14 protein-coding genes are annotated in these 19214 nt (G+C 44.3%); 12 read left to right on the top strand and 2 right to left on the bottom strand.

Features of this window, described 5'->3' with window-relative positions; translation table 11 throughout:
* Window positions 1-20 precede the first annotated feature (20 nt).
* Window positions 21-1352 carry a xylose isomerase gene (xylA, locus tag B5X60_RS10570; protein WP_079702659.1) on the top strand — a complete coding sequence of 444 codons (1332 nt, stop codon included), beginning with the start codon at window positions 21-23 and terminating at the stop codon, window positions 1350-1352.
* Window positions 1353-1381: 29 nt separating this feature from the next.
* Here xylA and galK read toward each other — a convergent pair whose 3' ends face one another.
* Window positions 1382-2740, bottom strand: coding sequence for a galactokinase (gene galK, locus B5X60_RS10565; RefSeq protein WP_079702658.1), 1359 nt, complete (start codon window positions 2738-2740; stop codon window positions 1382-1384).
* A gap of 306 nt (window positions 2741-3046) precedes the next feature.
* On the opposite strand from galK, the gene B5X60_RS10560 reads away from it, so the two are divergent.
* Window positions 3047-4204, top strand: a complete 1158-nt coding sequence (locus B5X60_RS10560) for a TlpA disulfide reductase family protein (protein ID WP_079702657.1) — start codon at window positions 3047-3049, stop codon at window positions 4202-4204.
* 59 nt (window positions 4205-4263) lie between these two features.
* On the opposite strand, the gene purD is transcribed toward B5X60_RS10560, so the two are convergent.
* Window positions 4264-5550, bottom strand: a complete 1287-nt coding sequence (gene purD, locus B5X60_RS10555) for a phosphoribosylamine--glycine ligase (RefSeq protein WP_079702656.1) — start codon at window positions 5548-5550, stop codon at window positions 4264-4266.
* A 168-nt stretch (window positions 5551-5718) separates the two neighbouring features.
* Here purD and B5X60_RS10550 point away from each other — a divergent pair, with 168 nt between their 5' ends.
* From B5X60_RS10550 to B5X60_RS10505, 10 genes are all read left to right on the top strand, one after another.
* Window positions 5719-7008: a dienelactone hydrolase family protein gene (locus tag B5X60_RS10550; RefSeq protein ID WP_139377451.1), complete on the top strand. Its 1290-nt coding sequence runs from the start codon at window positions 5719-5721 to the stop codon at window positions 7006-7008.
* A 63-nt stretch (window positions 7009-7071) separates the two neighbouring features.
* Window positions 7072-8499: a Gfo/Idh/MocA family protein gene (locus tag B5X60_RS10545; protein ID WP_079702655.1), complete on the top strand. Its 1428-nt coding sequence runs from the start codon at window positions 7072-7074 to the stop codon at window positions 8497-8499.
* A gap of 263 nt (window positions 8500-8762) precedes the next feature.
* Complete coding sequence (gene secA / locus B5X60_RS10540; protein ID WP_079702654.1) at window positions 8763-12065, top strand: preprotein translocase subunit SecA; 3303 nt, start codon at window positions 8763-8765, stop codon at window positions 12063-12065.
* Between the two features lie 3 nt (window positions 12066-12068).
* Entirely contained in the window at window positions 12069-12473 is a 405-nt protein-coding gene (locus tag B5X60_RS10535) for an SPOR domain-containing protein (RefSeq protein ID WP_079702653.1), read from the top strand.
* The gene (locus B5X60_RS10530) at window positions 12473-13657 is read left to right on the top strand and encodes a M20 metallopeptidase family protein (RefSeq protein WP_079702652.1); all 1185 of its coding nucleotides are present in this window, start codon (window positions 12473-12475) and stop codon (window positions 13655-13657) included. The genes B5X60_RS10535 and B5X60_RS10530 overlap by 1 nt, the downstream gene beginning before the upstream one ends.
* A gap of 25 nt (window positions 13658-13682) precedes the next feature.
* Window positions 13683-14624, top strand: coding sequence for a hypothetical protein (locus B5X60_RS10525; RefSeq protein WP_079703241.1), 942 nt, complete (start codon window positions 13683-13685; stop codon window positions 14622-14624).
* A 131-nt stretch (window positions 14625-14755) separates the two neighbouring features.
* Window positions 14756-16672: a DNA primase gene (dnaG, locus tag B5X60_RS10520; protein ID WP_079702651.1), complete on the top strand. Its 1917-nt coding sequence runs from the start codon at window positions 14756-14758 to the stop codon at window positions 16670-16672.
* Window positions 16672-17037: a YraN family protein gene (locus B5X60_RS10515; protein ID WP_079702650.1), complete on the top strand. Its 366-nt coding sequence runs from the start codon at window positions 16672-16674 to the stop codon at window positions 17035-17037. Before dnaG ends, B5X60_RS10515 begins: the two co-directional genes overlap by 1 nt.
* 24 nt (window positions 17038-17061) lie before the next feature.
* Window positions 17062-18117: a glutaminyl-peptide cyclotransferase gene (locus tag B5X60_RS10510; protein ID WP_079702649.1), complete on the top strand. Its 1056-nt coding sequence runs from the start codon at window positions 17062-17064 to the stop codon at window positions 18115-18117.
* A complete protein-coding gene (locus tag B5X60_RS10505; RefSeq protein WP_245803507.1) occupies window positions 18114-19202 on the top strand; it encodes an alkaline phosphatase family protein in 1089 nt (362 codons plus the stop codon). The genes B5X60_RS10510 and B5X60_RS10505 overlap by 4 nt, the downstream gene beginning before the upstream one ends.
* Window positions 19203-19214 lie beyond the last annotated feature (12 nt).

Raw genomic sequence — 19214 nt, 5'->3', positions numbered from 1 at the left:
TAGAAATCTAAATAAAAGCTATGTCATCTATAACCCTGGGCAATAAGGAATTCTTCAAAGGCATCTCTCAAATAAAATATGAAGGCCTGCAATCTGATAATCCATTAGCATTTCGCTGGTACGACGAGGATAAGATCGTCGGTGGTAAGACCATGAAAGAGACCCTACGTTTTGCTTGTGCTTACTGGCATTCCTTTGTCGGAAATGGAGCTGATCCTTTCGGTGAGCCAACCCACATCTTTCCATGGGATGAGAAGTCTGACCCGGTGGAACGTGCGAAAGATAAAATGGATGCGGCTTTCGAATTCATCACAAAAATGAATTTACCTTACTATTGCTTCCATGATGTCGATGTGGTGGATTATGGCAATGACATCGTGGAGAATGAGAGACGCTTGCAAACCATTACAGAGTATGCAAAGCAAAAACAACAGGTTAGTGGGGTAAAGCTTTTATGGGGAACAGCCAACTTATTTTCTCATCGCCGTTATATGAATGGAGCAGCTACTAATCCTGATTTTCACGTGTTAAGTCATGCTGGAGCACAGGTAAAAGCTGCGCTTGACGCGACCATTAGTCTTGGCGGAGAAAACTATGTCTTCTGGGGCGGGCGCGAAGGGTACATGAGCTTGCTGAATACAAATATGAAACGCGAGCAGGAGAACTTCGCCCGGTTCCTTCACATGGCAAAGGACTATGCGCGCAGACAAGGATTTAAAGGAACGTTCTTTATCGAACCTAAACCCTGCGAACCTACAAAGCATCAGTACGATTACGATGCGGCAACGGTTATCAGCTTCCTTCGCCAGTACGATTTGATGGAAGATTTTAAACTGAATATTGAAGTAAACCATGCTACCCTGGCAGGCCATACGTTCCAGCATGAACTGCAGGTGTCGGCTGATGCTGGCCTTCTGGGATCTATTGACGCAAACCGTGGTGATGTACAGAATGGCTGGGACACAGACCAATTCCCTAATAATATAAACGAGCTGACAGAAGCCATGCTGGTTATCGTTGAGGCCGGGGGATTCCAGGGTGGAGGTATCAACTTCGATGCTAAGATCCGCCGAAATTCTACTGACCCGGCTGATCTGTTCTATGCTCACATAGGTGGTATGGATACATTCGCGCGCGCCTTAATAGCCGCTGATAATATTCTTAATAAATCAGACTACAGGAAAATACGCGAAGAGCGCTACGCCTCATTTGATTCCGGTAAGGGAATGGATTATGCTGCCAGGAAGCTTACTTTGGAAGACCTGAGAGCTTATGCTATCGAAAAAGGTGAACCTGAGGTGAGGAGCGGTAAGCAGGAGCTGCTGGAGAATTTGGTGAACAGGTGGTTGTAATTGCCGAAGCTTAAAGTTGATTACACCTGTTAATCTAACTTGACAACTTCAGTTCCATTCTCGACCCCAACCCTGTAAACCAGCATCTCAACACCAGTCTCTTTTTTATACACCTCTGAAACTTTCTTAATAAGGTCGGGTACGGCTTCGTGTTTGATCAGGTTAATAGTACAGCCTCCAAAGCCGCCTCCCATCATTCTGGCGCCTAAAACATTTGGATTGTCTATGACAATGTCGACCAGCAGATCGAGTTCTTTACAACTGACTTCATAAAGCTTGCTCAACCCGTCATGGGTTTCAAACATCTTCATTCCAAATGCAGCAACGTCATTGTTTTCCAGGTCTTTGCATCCCGCAAGAAGCCTGTTGCTTTCGGCAACTACAAAGGAACAGCGCTGGTAAACCAATTCGTTTACCGGTTTCACAAACTCTAACAACATCTCCTCAGTTACGTCCCGCAGACTTCTAACGTCTTGTTTGAGACGTTTTGCTTCAGACCTCCGACCTCCGGTCTCCGACTTCAGTCCTCCGGTCTCCGACTTCAATCCTACCTGAACTAGCCGCACCCCCTCCTCACACTGTTCTCTCCTTTCATTATATGCCGAAGATGCCAGCGAATGCTTAACCCTGGTATCAAACAGGACCGCGGTAACCCCTCCCAAACGAAACGGAATATATACATACTCCAGGCTTTGGCAATCAAGCCTGATCAGGTGATCCTTTTTGCCGAACATACTCGCAAACTGATCCATAATACCGCACTTCATCCCCACAAAGTTATTCTCTGCAGCCTGTGAGATCTTAACGAGATCCGTTTTCTCTATTTCAAGTTCAAAAAGCTCATTGAGCGCATATGCAGTGGCACACTCTAATGCAGCAGATGAGGAAAGGCCTGCTCCGGGAGGAATATCCCCGCCAAACACAATATTAAACCCAGTTTGCGGCCATCGAATCGCACTGAGATCTTCTCCGCCTCGTATCTTATCAATCCCATTCCTCTGTCCTTCTTCCACCTTATGCATCCTATTCCCCTCTCCGTCACGCATTTTATGTATCCTAATAATCCTATGCATCCTAAGCTCATTCACCACTCCTAATATGTAATCAGGCCACAACTTCCCCGATCTCACAATCTCAGCCACGGCCGTCTTATGATCATCATTATAATCCAAAGAATGTATATGTATCTCATCATCCGTCCGTTTTTGAATTCCCAGATATACTGCTTTATCTATAGCTGCCGGCAAGACAAATCCCATATTATAATCTGTGTGCTCGCCGATAAGGTTAATGCGTCCGGGGGAGCGAATAATGAGCGGCTCCTGAGAGAAGACCTCGCGGAACTTTGATCGGATAGCTAAAGGGTAATCTGTGATTTCGGCTGCCATATATAGATATTTCCCCAAACTTGGCTTTTTATTGCGATTTATTCAAACTTGATTAATAATGGTTCGTGATGTGTGGTTTTAAGGGCTCTTTACAGCCCCTGCATTTGCCGTTCATTTGCCGTTCATTTGCCGTTGAAAGGTACTTTATCAAGGCGTTATTTTTAAAGCGTAGAATCATCAACCTATGCATGTTGTTTTCGATCTCCGCTATTTTTGTTTAGGTACGCCCTTTATGAAATAATTCCCAGATTAACGCGTTGGAGTAATTCCGAATTTTCTAGCTAATTTTAGCTCTTACATCTTACAATGAAGCATTTCAATCTTCTACTTTCGTTCTTACTGATCATCAGTATTGTTCCAGCTATTGCCCAGCAGCAGCCCTATACGATCAAAGGAAGTATCGATACATCCCTTAAGATCTCCACTATCTATTTTGGCCAGGGATCATTTGTAAGCAATCAGGCGCCGCAGATAAAAAAGGTGCCGGTTCAAAACGGTCAATTTATAATTACCGGTAATATACCGGAGCCCAGTCCGGGGTTTTTATCGCTGGCTGAAAATCTCAAACCAAAAGATCCGTCAGAGTTTAAGCAGTTCGTACTCGATAAGGGAAATATTTCGATTGTGGTAAAAGGAAAGCTTGCAACTGCGGCTATTTCGGGTTCGAAGGCCAATGACGAAGTTGTCAAATATACTGCCGGCCAGTCGCCATACATGGCAAAGCTAAGTGCACTAAATGAAGCAGCTGAGCGGCAATCCCAAATGGGGGTTCCACTGGATACAATTATCAAAATGTATTCTCCCTCCCTGAAAGAGGCTGGAAAAGAGCTTATTGCTTATCAAATGAATTACATAGAGAAGAATCCATCCGCATTCATTTCTGCTCTGATGCTTCCCGAAGTCACCCGGACTACCAATAATTTCTTTGAAGCGGAGGCTTCCTTTAATAAGCTCGATGCAACGGTAAGACTGAGCCCGACGGGTAAAGCAATCATCGACTACATTACAAAGGAAAAAAAGACCTCTGTGGGAGCCTTTGCTCCCGAATTCGCTGCAGCTGATACCGCCGGTAAAGTAGTTGCGTTGTCATCCCTAAAAGGAAAATATATTCTGCTCGATTTCTGGGCAGCCTGGTGCGGCCCTTGCCGCCAGGAGAACCCGAATGTGGTTCGTGCTTTTCAAAAGTATAAGGACAAAGGATTTACTGTTTTAGGTGTGTCGCTCGACCGCGATCGGAAAGACTGGCTTAAGGGTTTACGGGATGATAAATTAACCTGGACCCACGTTTCTGAACTCAAGCATTTTCAAAGCCCAACGGCTGTGCTTTATGGGATAAACAGCATTCCGAGGAATTTTTTGCTTGATCCAACTGGGAAGATCATTGCGCGGGATCTGAGAGGCCCGGATCTGATTGAGAAACTGGAAGAAGTTTTTAGGGAACAAACAACAAGGAACAAGGAATAAAGACTGCTAAGCGTGAAATATGCGCCTAGGTCTTTGCTCTTTGTTCCTTGCTCTTTACTCTACATGAGATCCGCCCCGATATCAGCCCTGAAATACCTGCCATCGAAATAAATCCGGCCAGCATCGGCAGTAGCTTTCTGCACAGCATCAAATATGTTATCCTGTAGGGAGGTAATCGCAATTACTCTTCCTCCGTTCGATTTAACAATCCCGTTTTCAAGTTCAGTTCCTGCATGGAAAGCAACAGAATGTCTTAGATTTTCGATGCCGGTAATGGTCTTGCCTTTAAGATATTCCCCTGGATAACCGCCGGCAACCAACATGATAGTAGCCGCAATCTTAGAAGATATCTTCAGTTCTTTGTCTGCAAGATTCTCATCAGCAACCCCCTTGAACAATTCTATAAGATCGCTTTCAATTCTCGGGATAACACTCTCCGTTTCCGGATCGCCCATGCGTACGTTATATTCAATCACATATGGATCTTTGCCTTCAGGAGTATGTGAGGCCATCAGACCTATAAATATGAAGCCTTTGTAAGGAATATTATCCTTTTTTAAGCCCTCGATGGTTGGAATGATAATACGTTCTTCTACTTTCTTCATGAACTGTGCGTCAGCAAAAGGAACCGGAGAAACAGATCCCATCCCGCCAGTATTTAAGCCTGTATCACCTTCGCCAATGCGCTTGTAGTCTTTAGCCTCCGGAAGGATCTTATATGATTTCCCATCAGTTAGCACGAAGACAGATAGTTCTATCCCTGTCAGGAACTCCTCAACAACAACCGTGCTGCTCGCTTCGCCAAACTTCGCGTCGGCAAGCATCGCTTTCAGTTCAAGCTTTGCTTCATCAAGGGTTTCACAAATAAGTACGCCTTTACCGGCCGCCAGACCGTCAGCTTTCAGAACGATCGGCAGTTTCTGAGTATCAAGGTAGGCTAAACCTTCTTGTAAAGTTTCTACGGTAAAAGATTTAAACGCAGCTGTTGGAATGCCGTGCCTGATCATAAATTGCTTTGAAAAGTCCTTGCTTCCTTCGAGTTGAGCACCTTCCTGCTGCGGCCCGATAACCGGGATATGGGCCAGATCTGCCCGATCGAGGAAATAATCATGAATGCCTTTAACAAGTGGCTCTTCAGGCCCAACCACTACCATCCCAATGTTATTCTTAAGTACAAATTCGGCCAGAGCGCCGAAATCTGTCGCTTTAAGGTTCACGTTCTTTCCATAAGCGCCCGTTCCGCCGTTACCAGGAGCGATGTATAACTGCGACAATAATGGGCTTTGAGCCATTTTCGATGCGAATGCGCTTTCACGCCCGCCGGAGCCGAGGAGGAGGATGTTCATAATGCGAAGATAGCAAATTAGAGAATTAGGGATTAGCAAAATAGAGAAAACGCGAATCGGCTAGGGTCAGAAGTCGTACTAACTGCGTGAATTTTATTAGCATCTAAGCATTATAAACAAAGGCTATTGTTGCTATATTGCTGTAACAATTTATAAAACCCTCAGAAAGTGAAAAATAATCGCCGGAATTTTCTGAAGGTTGCAGGTATAACAGGGATTGGGGTAGCTGGGGCGGGAATACTTAGCAGCCTTGCAAATGTACCTCAACCTGCTTCTGAACCGGAGCCTGCTGCTGATCCTCAGCCAATAACTGATAATAGTCAAAGTATCATTGGACTGTATGGACCCTGGGCCGCATCTCTGAACGAGAATAAAATACCTGCTTTCTCATTCCGGCATGAGAAGTGGCAAAAAGTAGGCAAATGGAAAAAGGCTGCGAAGCAGCGCTTGCTTGAACAATTAGCGATCCCTGATATTGGCGGTGTGCCCAAAGTGACGCTTAAAAAGACATACACTTATGATGGCTTGCACATTGAAGAACTAAGCTGGCAACTTCCATATGGACGTCCAACTGACGCAATATTGCTAAAGCCAGAAAACGCCAGCGGACGCTTACCTGCAATTCTTGCCTTTCATGATCATGGAGGTAATAAGTATTTCGGAAGGCAAAAAATTACAAGGACTTCAGCCAGCCGTCACCCGGTGATTGAAGACCACCAGAAGGAATACTATGCTGATCTTGCCTGGGCAAATGAGATTGCCAAACGTGGCTATGTGGTTTTGGTTGCTGATGCATTTCTGTTTTCAAGCCGCAGAGTGCTTTTGGAGGATGTGCCGCCTCAATTGAGGAAGGGCCTCGATGATAGTAATCCTGAAGATCCCAACAACATTAAATCCTACAATATCTGGGCTGCCGAACATGAACACGTGATGGCTAAATCACTGTTCAGTGCAGGGACAACATGGCCGGGAGTGTTTCTTGCCGAAGATCAGAAAGCTCTGGATGTTTTGTGCGCCCGCCCTGATGTAGATGCTAGCCGTATCGGGTGTGGCGGGCTATCCGGAGGCGGCATCCGCACGGTGTTCATGGGAGGTGTTGATCCGAGAATTAAGTGCGCCGTTTGTATGGGATTTATGACTACCTGGAAGGATTTAATTCTGCATAAATCATATACTCATACCTGGATGAGCTTTGTTCCGTCAACTCCTAATGACCTGGACTTCCCTGAAATTCTTGGACTGCGGGCACCCTTACCCACTCTTGTATTGAATAATATTGAGGATGGATTGTTCACGCTATCTGAAATGCGGGAGTCGGATGAAATACTCGCTGCAGTATATAAAAAGGCGGGAGCAGAAAAGAACTACAAATGCACCTTTCATCCGGGTATTCACAAGTTTGATAAACCTATGCAGAAGGAAGCATTCGATTGGTTCGATCAATGGCTTAAAGGCTAAGGCAGCTTCAATTTAGCATTAAGACGAATGATATATCTATTTTCAATTAACAAATAAGAATACATGGAGAAGAATCGCAGAGACTTTATAAAACTTGCCGGAATAGCTGGTTTAGGTGTAACCGGAGCGGGGATAGTTCCTGCGTTCGCAGGGTCGGATAATAAGAGCGAGATCTACCCGGGATATAACAAAGGCAAGAGTCATGTTCAAACCTTCAACATGTCAGGCTTTGCTGCCCCAAAGCTGGAAACAGTGCGAATCGGTTTTATTGGAACCGGGAACCGTGGTAGTGCAGCAGTAGTCCGCATGAGTAAGATAGGCGGTGTACAGATAAAAGCAATAGCTGATTTGCGACCTGAAAAGGCCGAGGCGGCTAAAAAGAGTGTGAAGGCTTCAGGCCAGGATCCAATGATCTATAGCGGAAACCCGGAGGAGTGGAAAAAGGTGTGCGAGCGCGAAGATGTGGATCTGATTTACATTGCCACTCCATGGGACCTGCACACACCGATGGCCGTTTATGCAATGAATCATGGTAAGCATGTATGTGTCGAGGTTCCCGCAGCCACGACAGTTGAGGAATGCTGGCAGCTGGTAGAAACTTCTGAACGGACACGCAAGCATTGCATGATGCTGGAAAATTGCTGCTATGATTTTTTTGAGCTGCTTACTCTGAATATGGCCAGACAGGGTTTCTTTGGTGAGATTGTTCATGCTGAGGGGGCGTATATCCACGACCTTCTTGAAGGCGACTTTTCTAGGGAGAAATATTATAATAACTGGCGACTTCGGATGGACGCGAGCAGAAAGGGCAACCTTTACCCAACGCACGGGCTCGGACCAATATGTCAGATCATGGATATCAACCGGGGGGATAAGATGGATTTCCTGGTTTCTGTTTCCTCAAATGATTTCATGATGGCACAGAATGCGAAGAAACTTGCGGCCAATGATAACTTCTATAAGCAATTCGCAGATAAGTCCTTCAATGGTAATATGAATACCACCACCATTCGTACTGCCAAAGGCAAAACAATGATGGTTCAGCATGATGTAACTTCCCCACGGCCATACTCCAGACTTCATTTGGTAAGCGGCACCAAGGGCACGGCGCAGAAATATCCTTTGCCAGGCCGCATCTCTACCAGCCATGAAGGATGGATTTCTGAATTGGAATTCAAGTCCCTTGAGCAAAAGTATACACCGACCATTGTAAAGAAGGTCGGCGAACTCGCCAAGCAGGTGGGCGGTCATGGAGGCATGGATTTTTTGATGGATTGGCGAACAATCGATTGTCTTCGAAACGGTCTGCCGTTCGATCAGGATGTATACGACGCCGCGTCCTGGAGTTCAATATTCCCATTGAGCGAATGGTCTGTTAACAATCGTTCGAATTCTGTTGATATACCTGATTTTACGGGAGGATCATGGAACAAGAACAAGCCCGTAGACATAAGTCTAACAAAAGGTGGAAATACACCTGTAAAGGTTTAAGCAGCGGTGTGGCTTCGCCGGACTTTCATAGACATCCGCTATGTAAGTTAATTTCGAACTGTTGGGATTCAAAAGGATGGTTTGCCCAGATTATGTCATAGGCGTTTAGCATCTTATGAATCCTATCATCCTATGAATCCTATTTCAGACAATCCTTAAATCATAATTAAATCGTAATTTTGCACTCCAATTTATGCCATTCTGACTTTCAAATTGCAATGGCTTAGTTGTTGTGTAACCTTGATTTCAATAGTACAAAATATATGTTAGGTATTTTAAGTAAGCTTTTCGGAAGCAAATCTGATCGTGATATAAAAATAATTCTCCCTATTGTTGAGAAGACAAAGGAAGAGTATGCCAAATTAGCTGCATTGAGCAATGATGAGTTAAGGCAAAAGACAATTGACTTCAAAGCACGTATTGCAGAATACCTTACTACTATTGATAAGGAAATTGCTGAGGTGAAACAAAAAGCTGAAGCTCCGGAACTTCCAATCAACGAGAAAACAGCTATTTATGATGAGCTGGATAAACTGCAAAAGGACAGGGATAAGGAACTTGAGAAAGTGCTAATGGATATCCTTCCAGAGGCTTTCGCCGTAATGAAAGATACTGCCCGCAGGTTTACTGAAAATAAAACACTTGAGGTTACTGCTACGCAAGCCGACAGGGAACTTGCTGCACGCAAGCAGAATGTTGTTATACAAGGCGACAAAGCAATTCACCATAATACATGGCTGGCTGCCGGAACAGAAGTAACCTGGAATATGATCCATTACGATGTTCAGCTGATAGGTGGTATTGTCCTTCACCAGGGTAAAATATCTGAGATGGCTACAGGTGAGGGTAAGACGCTTGTGGGTACTCTTCCTGCATACTTGAATGCACTTTCGGGACAAGGGGTACACATCGTTACGGTGAATGATTACCTGGCACGTCGTGACTCGGAATGGAATGGTCCCTTGTTTGAATTCCATGGCTTAACAGTTGATTGTATTGATAAACACCAGCCCAATTCTGAAGATCGCCGCCGTGCTTATGGCGCTGATATAACCTTTGGTACGAACAACGAATTTGGTTTCGATTACCTGCGTGACAATATGACACTGAACCCGGAAAGTCTGGTTCAGCGCAAACTGCATTTCGCAATGGTGGATGAGGTAGATTCGGTTTTGATCGATGACGCACGTACTCCGCTTATCATATCAGGTCCCATCCCGCGTGGCGATGAGCATGAATTCTATGAGTTGAAACCACGGATCGAAAGGTTGGTAACTGCTCAGAAGAATTTTATTGTCGACGTACTTAATCAGGCAAAACGATCTATCAATGCCGGTCAATCTGGTCCGCAGGATGGAGGTTTAGCCTTACTTCGTGCCTATCGTGGTTTACCTAAAAGCAAGGCCCTGATCAAGTTCCTAAGTGAGCCAGGCATGAAACAGGTGCTCACCAAGTCTGAGCACCACTACATGGAAAACCAGAACAAGGAAATGCCAACCGTTGATGCGGAGCTATTCTTTGTGATCGATGAGAAAAACAATCAGGTTGAATTGACGGAGAAGGGAATTGAGCTGATCACTACTTCAGGCGAAGACCCTAATTTCTTTGTAATGCCGGATGTAGGTACAGAAATAGCCGAGCTGGAAAAGTCAAATCTTTCGACCGAAGAGAAGATTGCTAAGAAAGATGCGCTGATGCGTGATTTCTCGATCAAATCTGAGCGGATCCACTCAATAAATCAATTGCTTAAGGCTTATACCTTATTTGAGATTGATGTTGAATATATTGTAGATGAAGGCAAGATTAAGCTTGTTGATGAGCAGACTGGTCGTATCATGGATGGTCGTCGTTACTCAGACGGACTGCATCAGGCTATCGAGGCGAAGGAGAATGTTAAAGTTGAGGATGCCACTCAAACCTACGCAACAATTACCCTTCAAAACTTCTTCAGAATGTATCATAAGCTGTGCGGTATGACCGGTACAGCAACTACCGAAGCCGGTGAGCTTTGGCAGATCTACAAACTCGACGTTGTTGAGATTCCTACAAACGTTAAGGCACAGCGTAAGGATCACGAGGATATGGTTTACCGTACTGTTCGTGAGAAATACAACGCCGTCGCGGATGAAATTACCAAGTTAACTCAGGCTGGCCGGCCGGTGCTGGTGGGTACAACTTCCGTTGAGATCTCGGAGCTGTTAAGCCGTATGCTGAAATTACGAGGCATTAAACACAATGTATTGAATGCGAAGCTTCACCAAAAAGAAGCAGATATCGTTGCTGAAGCTGGACAGGCGGGCACGGTAACCATTGCTACCAACATGGCAGGTCGTGGTACAGATATTAAACTTGGTGCAGGAGTTAAAGAAGCAGGAGGTTTAGCAATTGTTGGTACGGAACGTCATGAATCCCGACGTGTGGACAGGCAGTTGCGCGGACGTGCTGGTCGCCAGGGTGACCCGGGTTCAAGTCAGTTCTTCGTTTCATTGGAGGATAACTTGATGCGTTTGTTTGGATCTGAAAGGATTTCGAATATCATGCTGAGAATGGGAATCGAAGAAGGGGAAGTGATCCAGCATTCAATGATCACCAAGTCCATCGAACGTGCACAACGTAAAGTAGAGGAAAATAACTTCGGTGTTCGTAAGCGTTTGCTGGAGTACGATGACGTGATGAACTCTCAGCGGTCTGTGATCTACGCCAAGCGTAAGAACGCTTTATTCGGCGAACGTCTGGATGTGGATTTGAACAATACCATTTTTGACGTTGTTGAAGATATCGCTACAGAATACAAGGAAGACAATAATTATGAAGGTTTCCAGATGGAGATCATCAGAATATTCTCGGTAGACCCTGAGGTTTCTGAAAAGCAATTTGCAGAACTGAATGCCCACAAGCTTACCGATACTGTCTTTGCGAAGATCGATGATTTCTATCACCGCAAGCTTGAAGCAGTTGCACAGCAAACTCTTCCGGTGTTAACAGACGTGCTGCGCGAACGGGGTGATCACATCGAAAATATTATCGTTCCATTCTCGGATGGTGTTCGGCAGGTGCAGGTATCAACCAATTTGAAGAAAGCTGTTGATACTGGTGGTTACGAAGTATTTAAAGCGTTTGAAAAAACCGTGGTTCTTGCTCTGATAGATGAGGCCTGGAAAGAGCACTTACGTGAAATGGATGAGTTGAAGCAATCCGTTCAAAATGCTGTTTACGAACAAAAGGATCCATTGATTGTCTATAAAATGGAAGCCTTTAACATGTTTAAGCAGATGCTTGCAACTGTGAACAAGGATATCGTAAACTTCTTGTTCAGAGGAAATATTCCCTCACAGGAACCTGAGCAGGTTCGTGAAGCTCGCCCTCAGCCGCGACAGGACATGAGCAAACTGAAGGTTTCAAAGCCTGAGCTTGCCCAATCTGCCAATGGTGTTCCGGTAGACGATACCCGGGAATTACAAAAAACACAGCCAATTCGTGTAGAGCAAAAGATCGGTAGAAATGATCAATGCCCTTGCGGAAGCGGCAAGAAATATAAGAACTGTCACGGAGTAGGATTGGATTAATTGATGTACAGGAAGCTGGTCATAGGGTTATTTTTGAGTGTCTTTTTAGCGCAAGCTGCTTCAGCTCAGGAGGGCAAAGTGGTTGTGATAAAAGATCCCCAGATAGATAGCTTGATAGCCAAAAGGCTGGCCCTGAGCCGTGCGGGCAGCACAGGTAACAAAGTCACAACTCTTGGTTTCAGGGTTCAGATCTATTCCGGCCTTGGCCGTGATGACGCCTATGCGGAGCAAAGTAAATTCAGAGCCCTTTTCCCGGGAGTTGCAAGCTATGTTAGTTATACCCAGCCCAATTACAGGGTGAGAGTAGGAGATTTTCGAACAAAGCTTGAAGCACAGAAGTTTGTTAACGATCTGAAAAAGAATTACTCTTCCCTCTTCATTTTTGCCGAAAAGATAAATCCCAAATAATGCTTAAAGATAAAATAAGCCAGCTGGCGCACGACATCCATCAGGAAGTTGTCGGAAACCGCAGGCACATGCACGCTAATCCAGAGTTGTCGTTTGAAGAATATGAGACTTCAGCATTTGTAAAGTCTAAACTGGACGAGCTGGGAATAACGTATCAAAACATGGCCGACACGGGGATTGTTGCGTTAATAACAGGCTCTAAGCCGTCAGACGCTGTTGTTGCTCTGCGCGCAGATATGGATGCGTTGCCTATTCTTGAGGCTAATGACGTGCCGTATAAGTCGACCAAACCGGGTGTAATGCATGCGTGCGGGCACGATGTGCATACTTCATCGCTATTAGGCACCGCAAAGATTCTGACCCAGTTAAAAGATGAGTTTGCAGGTACGGTTAAACTAATATTCCAGCCGGCAGAAGAGAGATTACCCGGAGGAGCTAACCTCATGATCAAAGAGGGTGTTCTTGAAAATCCTAAACCTCAAGCCGTAATTGGCCAGCATGTAATGCCGCTGATTGAGTCAGGCAAGGTTGGCTTCCGGGCAGGTAAGTACATGGCGTCAACTGACGAAATTTACGTGACAGTACATGGTAAAGGCGGGCACGGTGCGCAGCCGCAACAAAACATTGATCCAGTTTTAATCACGTCCCATATCATCATCGCTCTGCAGCAAATTGTTAGCCGTGTAGCAGATCCTAAGATGCCGTCAGTGCTGTCTTTCGGGAAAGTGATTGCCAATGGAGCTACGAACGTCATCCCCAACGAGGTAAAACTTGAAGGCACTTTCAGAACTATGGATGAGGAATGGAGAGGTGTCGCTCACGAGAAAATGAAGAAAATGGCCGAGGGTATTGCCGAAGCAATGGGCGGCCGTTGTGAGTTTAATATTATGAGAGGATACCCATTTCTGATCAATGAAGAAAAGCTTACTGCTAATACTCGCGCTCATGCAGAAGAATATTTAGGCAAAGAAAACGTTCTGGATCTTGACATCTGGATGGCCGCAGAAGATTTCGCATATTATTCTCAGGTGTCGGATGCTTGCTTTTACCGGCTCGGGACTGGTAATGAGTCGCGGGGCATCACATCATCAGTTCACACTCCAACGTTTGATGTAGATGAGGACTCGCTAAAGTTAAGCACAGGCCTTATGACCTATATTGCTCTAAAGCAATTGGGCAATTAAATGCAGCATGACTGTAACTAGAACTATGAAGAAGCTTATTCTATTTGTTGCCGTATTACTTTCCAGTATTTTTTCTTTTGCGCAAGATATTCCGCGCTTCAATCCTGATACGGTTTGGACTATTAACATTGATTCAGCAATAACCGTACAGTCAACCCGTCTTACCGTCGAAACATTCATTAATGAAGTAATGAATGATACCAGCTTTTATAAAGCATTTAGGAATATGAAGAAATATTCCTTCACGGCTGAAAACAATGTATATACCTATGACAAAAAGAATAAGGTAGAAGGAAGCATTTACAGAAGGATATTCCATAATAACAATGGTCCGTATAAAATGCAGATCCTTGAAAAGCGAGATAAGGGAAAAGTTTACAAGAAGAATGGCAAGTATTCTTTGTACACGGTAGAGATGTTCGATTATATTTTCATGAATGCTTACAACTCCGATTTCACTCCTTCCGAAGATCTGGGGGGTACCAAAGAGAGCAACGAATCCTATAAGAACAAATTAAAGACACTGATATTTAGTCCTGGGCGACCTGTAAAAGGCATTCCTTTTATTAGCAACAAGACAGCGATCTTCACACCGAACATGCGCCAGTATTATGATTATTCCTTTTTTCGGGGAACTTATCTCGACTCAATTCCGGTATATATTTTCAAAGTAAAAATGAAGCCGGGCTTGTCTAACTGGACCCAAGACGGGATTATGATCAAGGAGCTTGTTACAACTTTCGATATGCGTAACTTTCAGATTCTTGGTCGCTCGGTTGATATGAAGTATGGCAACCTGGCTTTCGATTTTGATGTGAAAATGAACATTGAGTTGAGCTATTTTGGTGAGGATGCAACTTTGCTGCCTACAAAAATTAGTTACCAGGGGAACTGGGATATTCCGCTCAAGAGAGAAGAGCGAGCGAGTTTTCTTATCCTCCATAAGGGATATAAATTGGGTAATTAGGAAATTGTAAATCTTCGTTGTCGACCTTGCCTGTTCGCAGTGCAACACGCCTTTCCATTCCATAAATAATTTCCCCCGATAATCCGGCGAGACAAATTTTTCCTTAATTTTAAATCCCAGCTAAATTAGTCTTGATCCCTAAAGAAACCGTTGATAAAATTATTGAGACATCCAGAATTGAGGATGTAGTAGGTGATTTTGTGTCATTAAAGCGACGGGGAACGAGCATGATCGGGTTATGTCCTTTTCACAATGAAAAGACGCCCTCATTCCACGTTTCAGTTAGCAAGGGGATCTACAAATGTTTTGGATGCGGTAAAGGTGGAGACTCTGTACGGTTCGTTATGGACCATGAAAAGGCTACCTACCCTGAAGCACTTCGATACCTGGCTAATAAATACAGTATTGAAATTGCTGAAGTTGAAAATACACCTGAGGAGCAGGCAATAAATGACCGGCGGGAAAGTCTGTATATTGTTTCAGGATTTGCTTCGAAATTCTTCCAGCAGCAGATGTTTGAAACCGATGAAGGTAAAAGCATAGGGCTCAGTTATTTCAAGGAACGGGGGTTTCGCGATGATATTATAAAGAAATTCGAGCTCGGCTACTCCCCGGATGTTTGGGATTCACTGACAACAGCCGCCACTTCTGAAGGATATAATATTCAATTTCTTGAAGAAACGGGTTTGACTATCCGTAAAGATAATGACAAATTCTACGATCGGTTTCGTGGCCGGGTTATGTTCCCTATTCACAGCTTTACCGGGCGGGTTATAGGCTTTGGCGGCCGAACACTAAAGACAGATAAGGCCGTCCCCAAATATGTAAACTCTCCGGAGAGTGATATTTACCATAAATCTAATGTGCTTTATGGTTTGTCGTTTGCAAAAAAGGCGATCCGGGACCTGGACAATTGTTATTTAGTTGAGGGTTACGCAGATGTTCTATCGGTCCACCAGGCCGGTATAGAGAACGTGGTTGCTTCTTCGGGAACCTCGCTTACTGTTGACCAGATCCGTCTGATCAAACGCTTTACGGAAAACGTTACAATTCTTTATGATGGTGACGACGCCGGAATTAAGGCATCGCTAAGAGGATTAGACATGATCCTGGAGGAGGGCCTTAATGTGAAAGTCGTGCTTTTTCCTGATGGTGATGACCCTGATTCTTATGTCCAGAAGTTCGGAAGTGCTGCATTCAAAACTCATATAGAGCAAAGCAAGAAAGACTTTATACTATTTAAGACCGGTGTCCTGTTAAAGGATGCCGGTAAAGACCCGATTAAACGTGCTGGGATAATCCGGGAAGTGGTGGAAAGCATCGCAAAGATCCCGGATGGTATTAAAGCTTCAGTTTTCGTCAGAGAATGTAGCTCGCTCTTACAGATCGAAGAGCGGGTGTTGATTTCCGAGTTAAATAAAATCCGGGCAGCAAAGAATAAAGGTTCATATCAGCCTCCCGTACCCAGCGAGTATCCGCCCGAGCCTGATTTCGCAGAATTGCAAACAAGTTCTTCAGACACTGACGAAACGCAGGAAAAGGAGATTGTACGTTTGCTGCTTAATTACGGACATGAACTTGTTCACTGGGATGGTATCACCGACACGTATATTGCCCCTTATGTAATTGGAAACCTGACAGATGTTACATTCGAACATCCCTTATGCATCAGGGTCATTGAAGAGTATAAGAAGCAGCTCGAGGAAGGAGAATTGCCTTCTGAGCAGGATTTTATCAAGCATCCGGATCATGAAATAGCCGACCTGGCTATTTCTATGGTTTCTTCACCCTATATACTGAGCGAAAACTGGTACGCCAAGAGGAAGATCTATGTTAAAAATGAAAGTGAGAATCTGAGGTCGACAATTCTGGGCGGCATCTTTCACTTGAAAAAGCGGAAAGTTGACAGGATTCTGAAGAAGATCCGGGACGAGATCCAGACCGAGGACGATACCGACAATCAGGCGATCCTGATGAAAAAATATTTGCAGGTTAAAGAAGTTGAAAAGGGAATCTCTGCTTTTCTGGGATCTGTTATTGTGAAATAATGGCTGCCCATAATGATACCGGCACCAGGGGAGAAGCTATCGCCAGAAAGCATCTCGAAGACAAAGGATATCAAATTCTCGAAGTCAACTGGCGTTACCGGCGGGCAGAAGTTGATCTTATCGCTTCTAAAGATTCAACCTTAATCTTCGCTGAGGTAAAAACCCGAACTGGCAATTTTTATGGGGAGCCTGAAGACTTTGTAACCTACGCAAAGCAGGACTTAATGACCCTGGCCGCCGAGGAATATATTTACAAAACCAGCCATAATGATGAGATCAGATTTGACATTATATCAATACTGTTTGATAAATTTGATCATTACAATGTTAACCATATTGAAGACGCATTTTGGCCAGGGTCATAGCGTCCGCCTTTTAACTTAAATACCATGCGTCTAAAATTGATTTATGTTTCACTCTCTGCGGTTCTGCTGCTATCCCGATGCGTGGATGACGATAAGAAAACTTCCGATACATCGCGTTTTATCAGTCCGGAAGCGGGTAAGAACATTAATATCGGAGACACGGTTAACCTTCAGGTGCAATTAACAGACAAGGCAGATTCCGTGGTGTATTTCGCCGACGGAGAGCGCTTGTCACATTCTGCAGACGAAAAGCCGGTGAGCGTCCCTACCGCTAAATTACAGCTAGGTACGAAGGCAATCACGGCTAAAATCTATAGAAATGGATCGGAGCCGGAAGAGATCACCACAAGTATAGTTTTAAAATCCTCGTTGGTGCCGCAGCGATTAACCTATTCAGTGGTTCAGGAATTTAAGCACGATATAGAATCCTATACACAGGGATTGGAATTCCATAATGGGTTTTTCTATGAAAGCGACGGCCTTGCCGGAGAATCTTCTATTCGGAAGGTAGAACCCTCTACTGGAAAGGTATTACAAGTAACACCCGTCCATGATCTTTTTGCTGAGGGAATGACAATTGTTGGTGACAAAATCCTAATGCTAACTTACACGGAGAATCAGTTGTTGGAATATGACCTAAATACTTTGAAGCTGATTCGCCAATGGACACCGAATTATAACAGGCAGGGCTGGGGATTATGTAATGATGGGAACAAGATCTATAACTCAGATGGGTCGAATGTCATACATATTCTTAATAAAGACACATACCAGGAAGAAGGCTATATAGAAGTTTATGATAACAATGGCCCGGTTGATTCATTGAACGAATTAGAGTTTATCGATGGGATGATTTATGCGAATATTTATGAATCAAACCGGATTGTAGTTATTAATCCTGCAAATGGTCAGGTTATAGCTGATATTGACCTTTCAACCCTTTATCCAGATCCTTCACGAGACTTAGATCTCGTTCTTAACGGTATCGCATGGGATGCGCAGGGGAAAAGACTGTTTGTGACTGGCAAGAAGTGGGATAAATTGTTTCAGATTAAACTAAGTCCTTTAACTGCATTATGATGAGAAGATCCTTGTTGATTGCCGCATTATTCCTTTTCGGATCCTTTGCAATTGCTCAAAATAAGACCAAGAATTTAATTGTTGTAACTCTCGACGGGCTTAGGTGGCAGGAGGTCTTCAGAGGAGGAGACTCGGTTTTGGTTAACATGAAAGAGTATAACTCAGATAGAAAAGGGCTTACTCAAAGGTTTATCCGGGAATCACCCGCAGATCGCAGGAAAATACTAATGCCATTCTTTTGGTCCACGGTTGTTCAGAAAGGTCAGATTTATGGCAATAGGGACTTAGGAAATAAGGCTGAAGTAGCTAATACCTTTAAGTTTTCTTACCCAGGCTACAGTGAATTATTTACGGGGTTTCCTGATCCGAGGGTAAATTCAAATGATAAGGTCGCCAACCCAAATACAAATGTCCTTGAATACATTAACAAGCAAAAGGGCTTCGAAGGAAAGGTTATAGCATTTACTTCCTGGGATGTATTTCCTTCAATCTTGAATGATAAGAGGTCAGGATTTGTAGTCAATTCAGGTTTGATGGATCTAAAGGTTCCAGGAATGAGTGATCGCCTTAAACTTTTGAATGAGCTGCAGCATCAGGCGCCTGGGTTTGTGAGCGAAGAAATGAGGCTTGACGCGATCACCTATCAATTTGGTAAGCAGTATATGATCGATAAGAAGCCAAGGGTGTTATATCTGGGTTTTGATGAGACCGATGATCTGGCACATCAGGGCAACTACAAGGCATATTTGCAGCAGGCAAATAAAACCGACGCCATGCTTGCCGACCTTTGGAAGTACCTGCAATCTGACCCGTTTTATAAAGATCAGACAACTCTCGTTATTACCTGTGATCATGGCAGAGGGACAATTCCCCTGGATACCTGGCGCAGCCATGGCGAAAAGATCGATGGCGCGGAGCAGGTTTGGTTTGCCGTTATGGGACCAGACATCCCTGCAAAGGGGGAAGTAAAAACGCAATCCACTATTTATCATAAACAGCTCGCGCAGACTTTTTCAGAACTACTGGGTTTAGATTTTAGATCTGCAGCAGGGCACGAGGTAGGAACAGCAATTACGCTGAAATAGATTGTCAGCTGC

This window comes from Daejeonella lutea (assembly GCF_900168015.1).
Classification (GTDB): Bacteria; Bacteroidota; Bacteroidia; order Sphingobacteriales; family Sphingobacteriaceae; genus Daejeonella; species Daejeonella lutea.
The sequence above is the reverse complement of the archived record's forward strand: the minus strand, read 5'-3'. Positions and strand labels throughout refer to the sequence as shown.

Excerpts from the sequence above, each read along its gene's own strand:
- B5X60_RS10530 (WP_079702652.1), top strand. The coding sequence starts at position 12,473 with ATGCTTAAAGATAAAATAAGCCAGCTGGCGCACGACATCCATCAGGAA.
- purD (WP_079702656.1), bottom strand. The coding sequence starts at position 5,550 with ATGAACATCCTCCTCCTCGGCTCCGGCGGGCGTGAAAGCGCATTCGCA.
- xylA (WP_079702659.1), top strand. The coding sequence starts at position 21 with ATGTCATCTATAACCCTGGGCAATAAGGAATTCTTCAAAGGCATCTCT.
- B5X60_RS10505 (WP_245803507.1), top strand. The coding sequence starts at position 18,114 with ATGATGAGAAGATCCTTGTTGATTGCCGCATTATTCCTTTTCGGATCC.
- B5X60_RS10560 (WP_079702657.1), top strand. The coding sequence starts at position 3,047 with ATGAAGCATTTCAATCTTCTACTTTCGTTCTTACTGATCATCAGTATT.
- B5X60_RS10515 (WP_079702650.1), top strand. The coding sequence starts at position 16,672 with ATGGCTGCCCATAATGATACCGGCACCAGGGGAGAAGCTATCGCCAGA.
- secA (WP_079702654.1), top strand. The coding sequence starts at position 8,763 with ATGTTAGGTATTTTAAGTAAGCTTTTCGGAAGCAAATCTGATCGTGAT.
- B5X60_RS10525 (WP_079703241.1), top strand. The coding sequence starts at position 13,683 with ATGAAGAAGCTTATTCTATTTGTTGCCGTATTACTTTCCAGTATTTTT.
- B5X60_RS10545 (WP_079702655.1), top strand. The coding sequence starts at position 7,072 with ATGGAGAAGAATCGCAGAGACTTTATAAAACTTGCCGGAATAGCTGGT.
- B5X60_RS10510 (WP_079702649.1), top strand. The coding sequence starts at position 17,062 with ATGCGTCTAAAATTGATTTATGTTTCACTCTCTGCGGTTCTGCTGCTA.
- galK (WP_079702658.1), bottom strand. The coding sequence starts at position 2,740 with ATGGCAGCCGAAATCACAGATTACCCTTTAGCTATCCGATCAAAGTTC.
- B5X60_RS10535 (WP_079702653.1), top strand. The coding sequence starts at position 12,069 with ATGTACAGGAAGCTGGTCATAGGGTTATTTTTGAGTGTCTTTTTAGCG.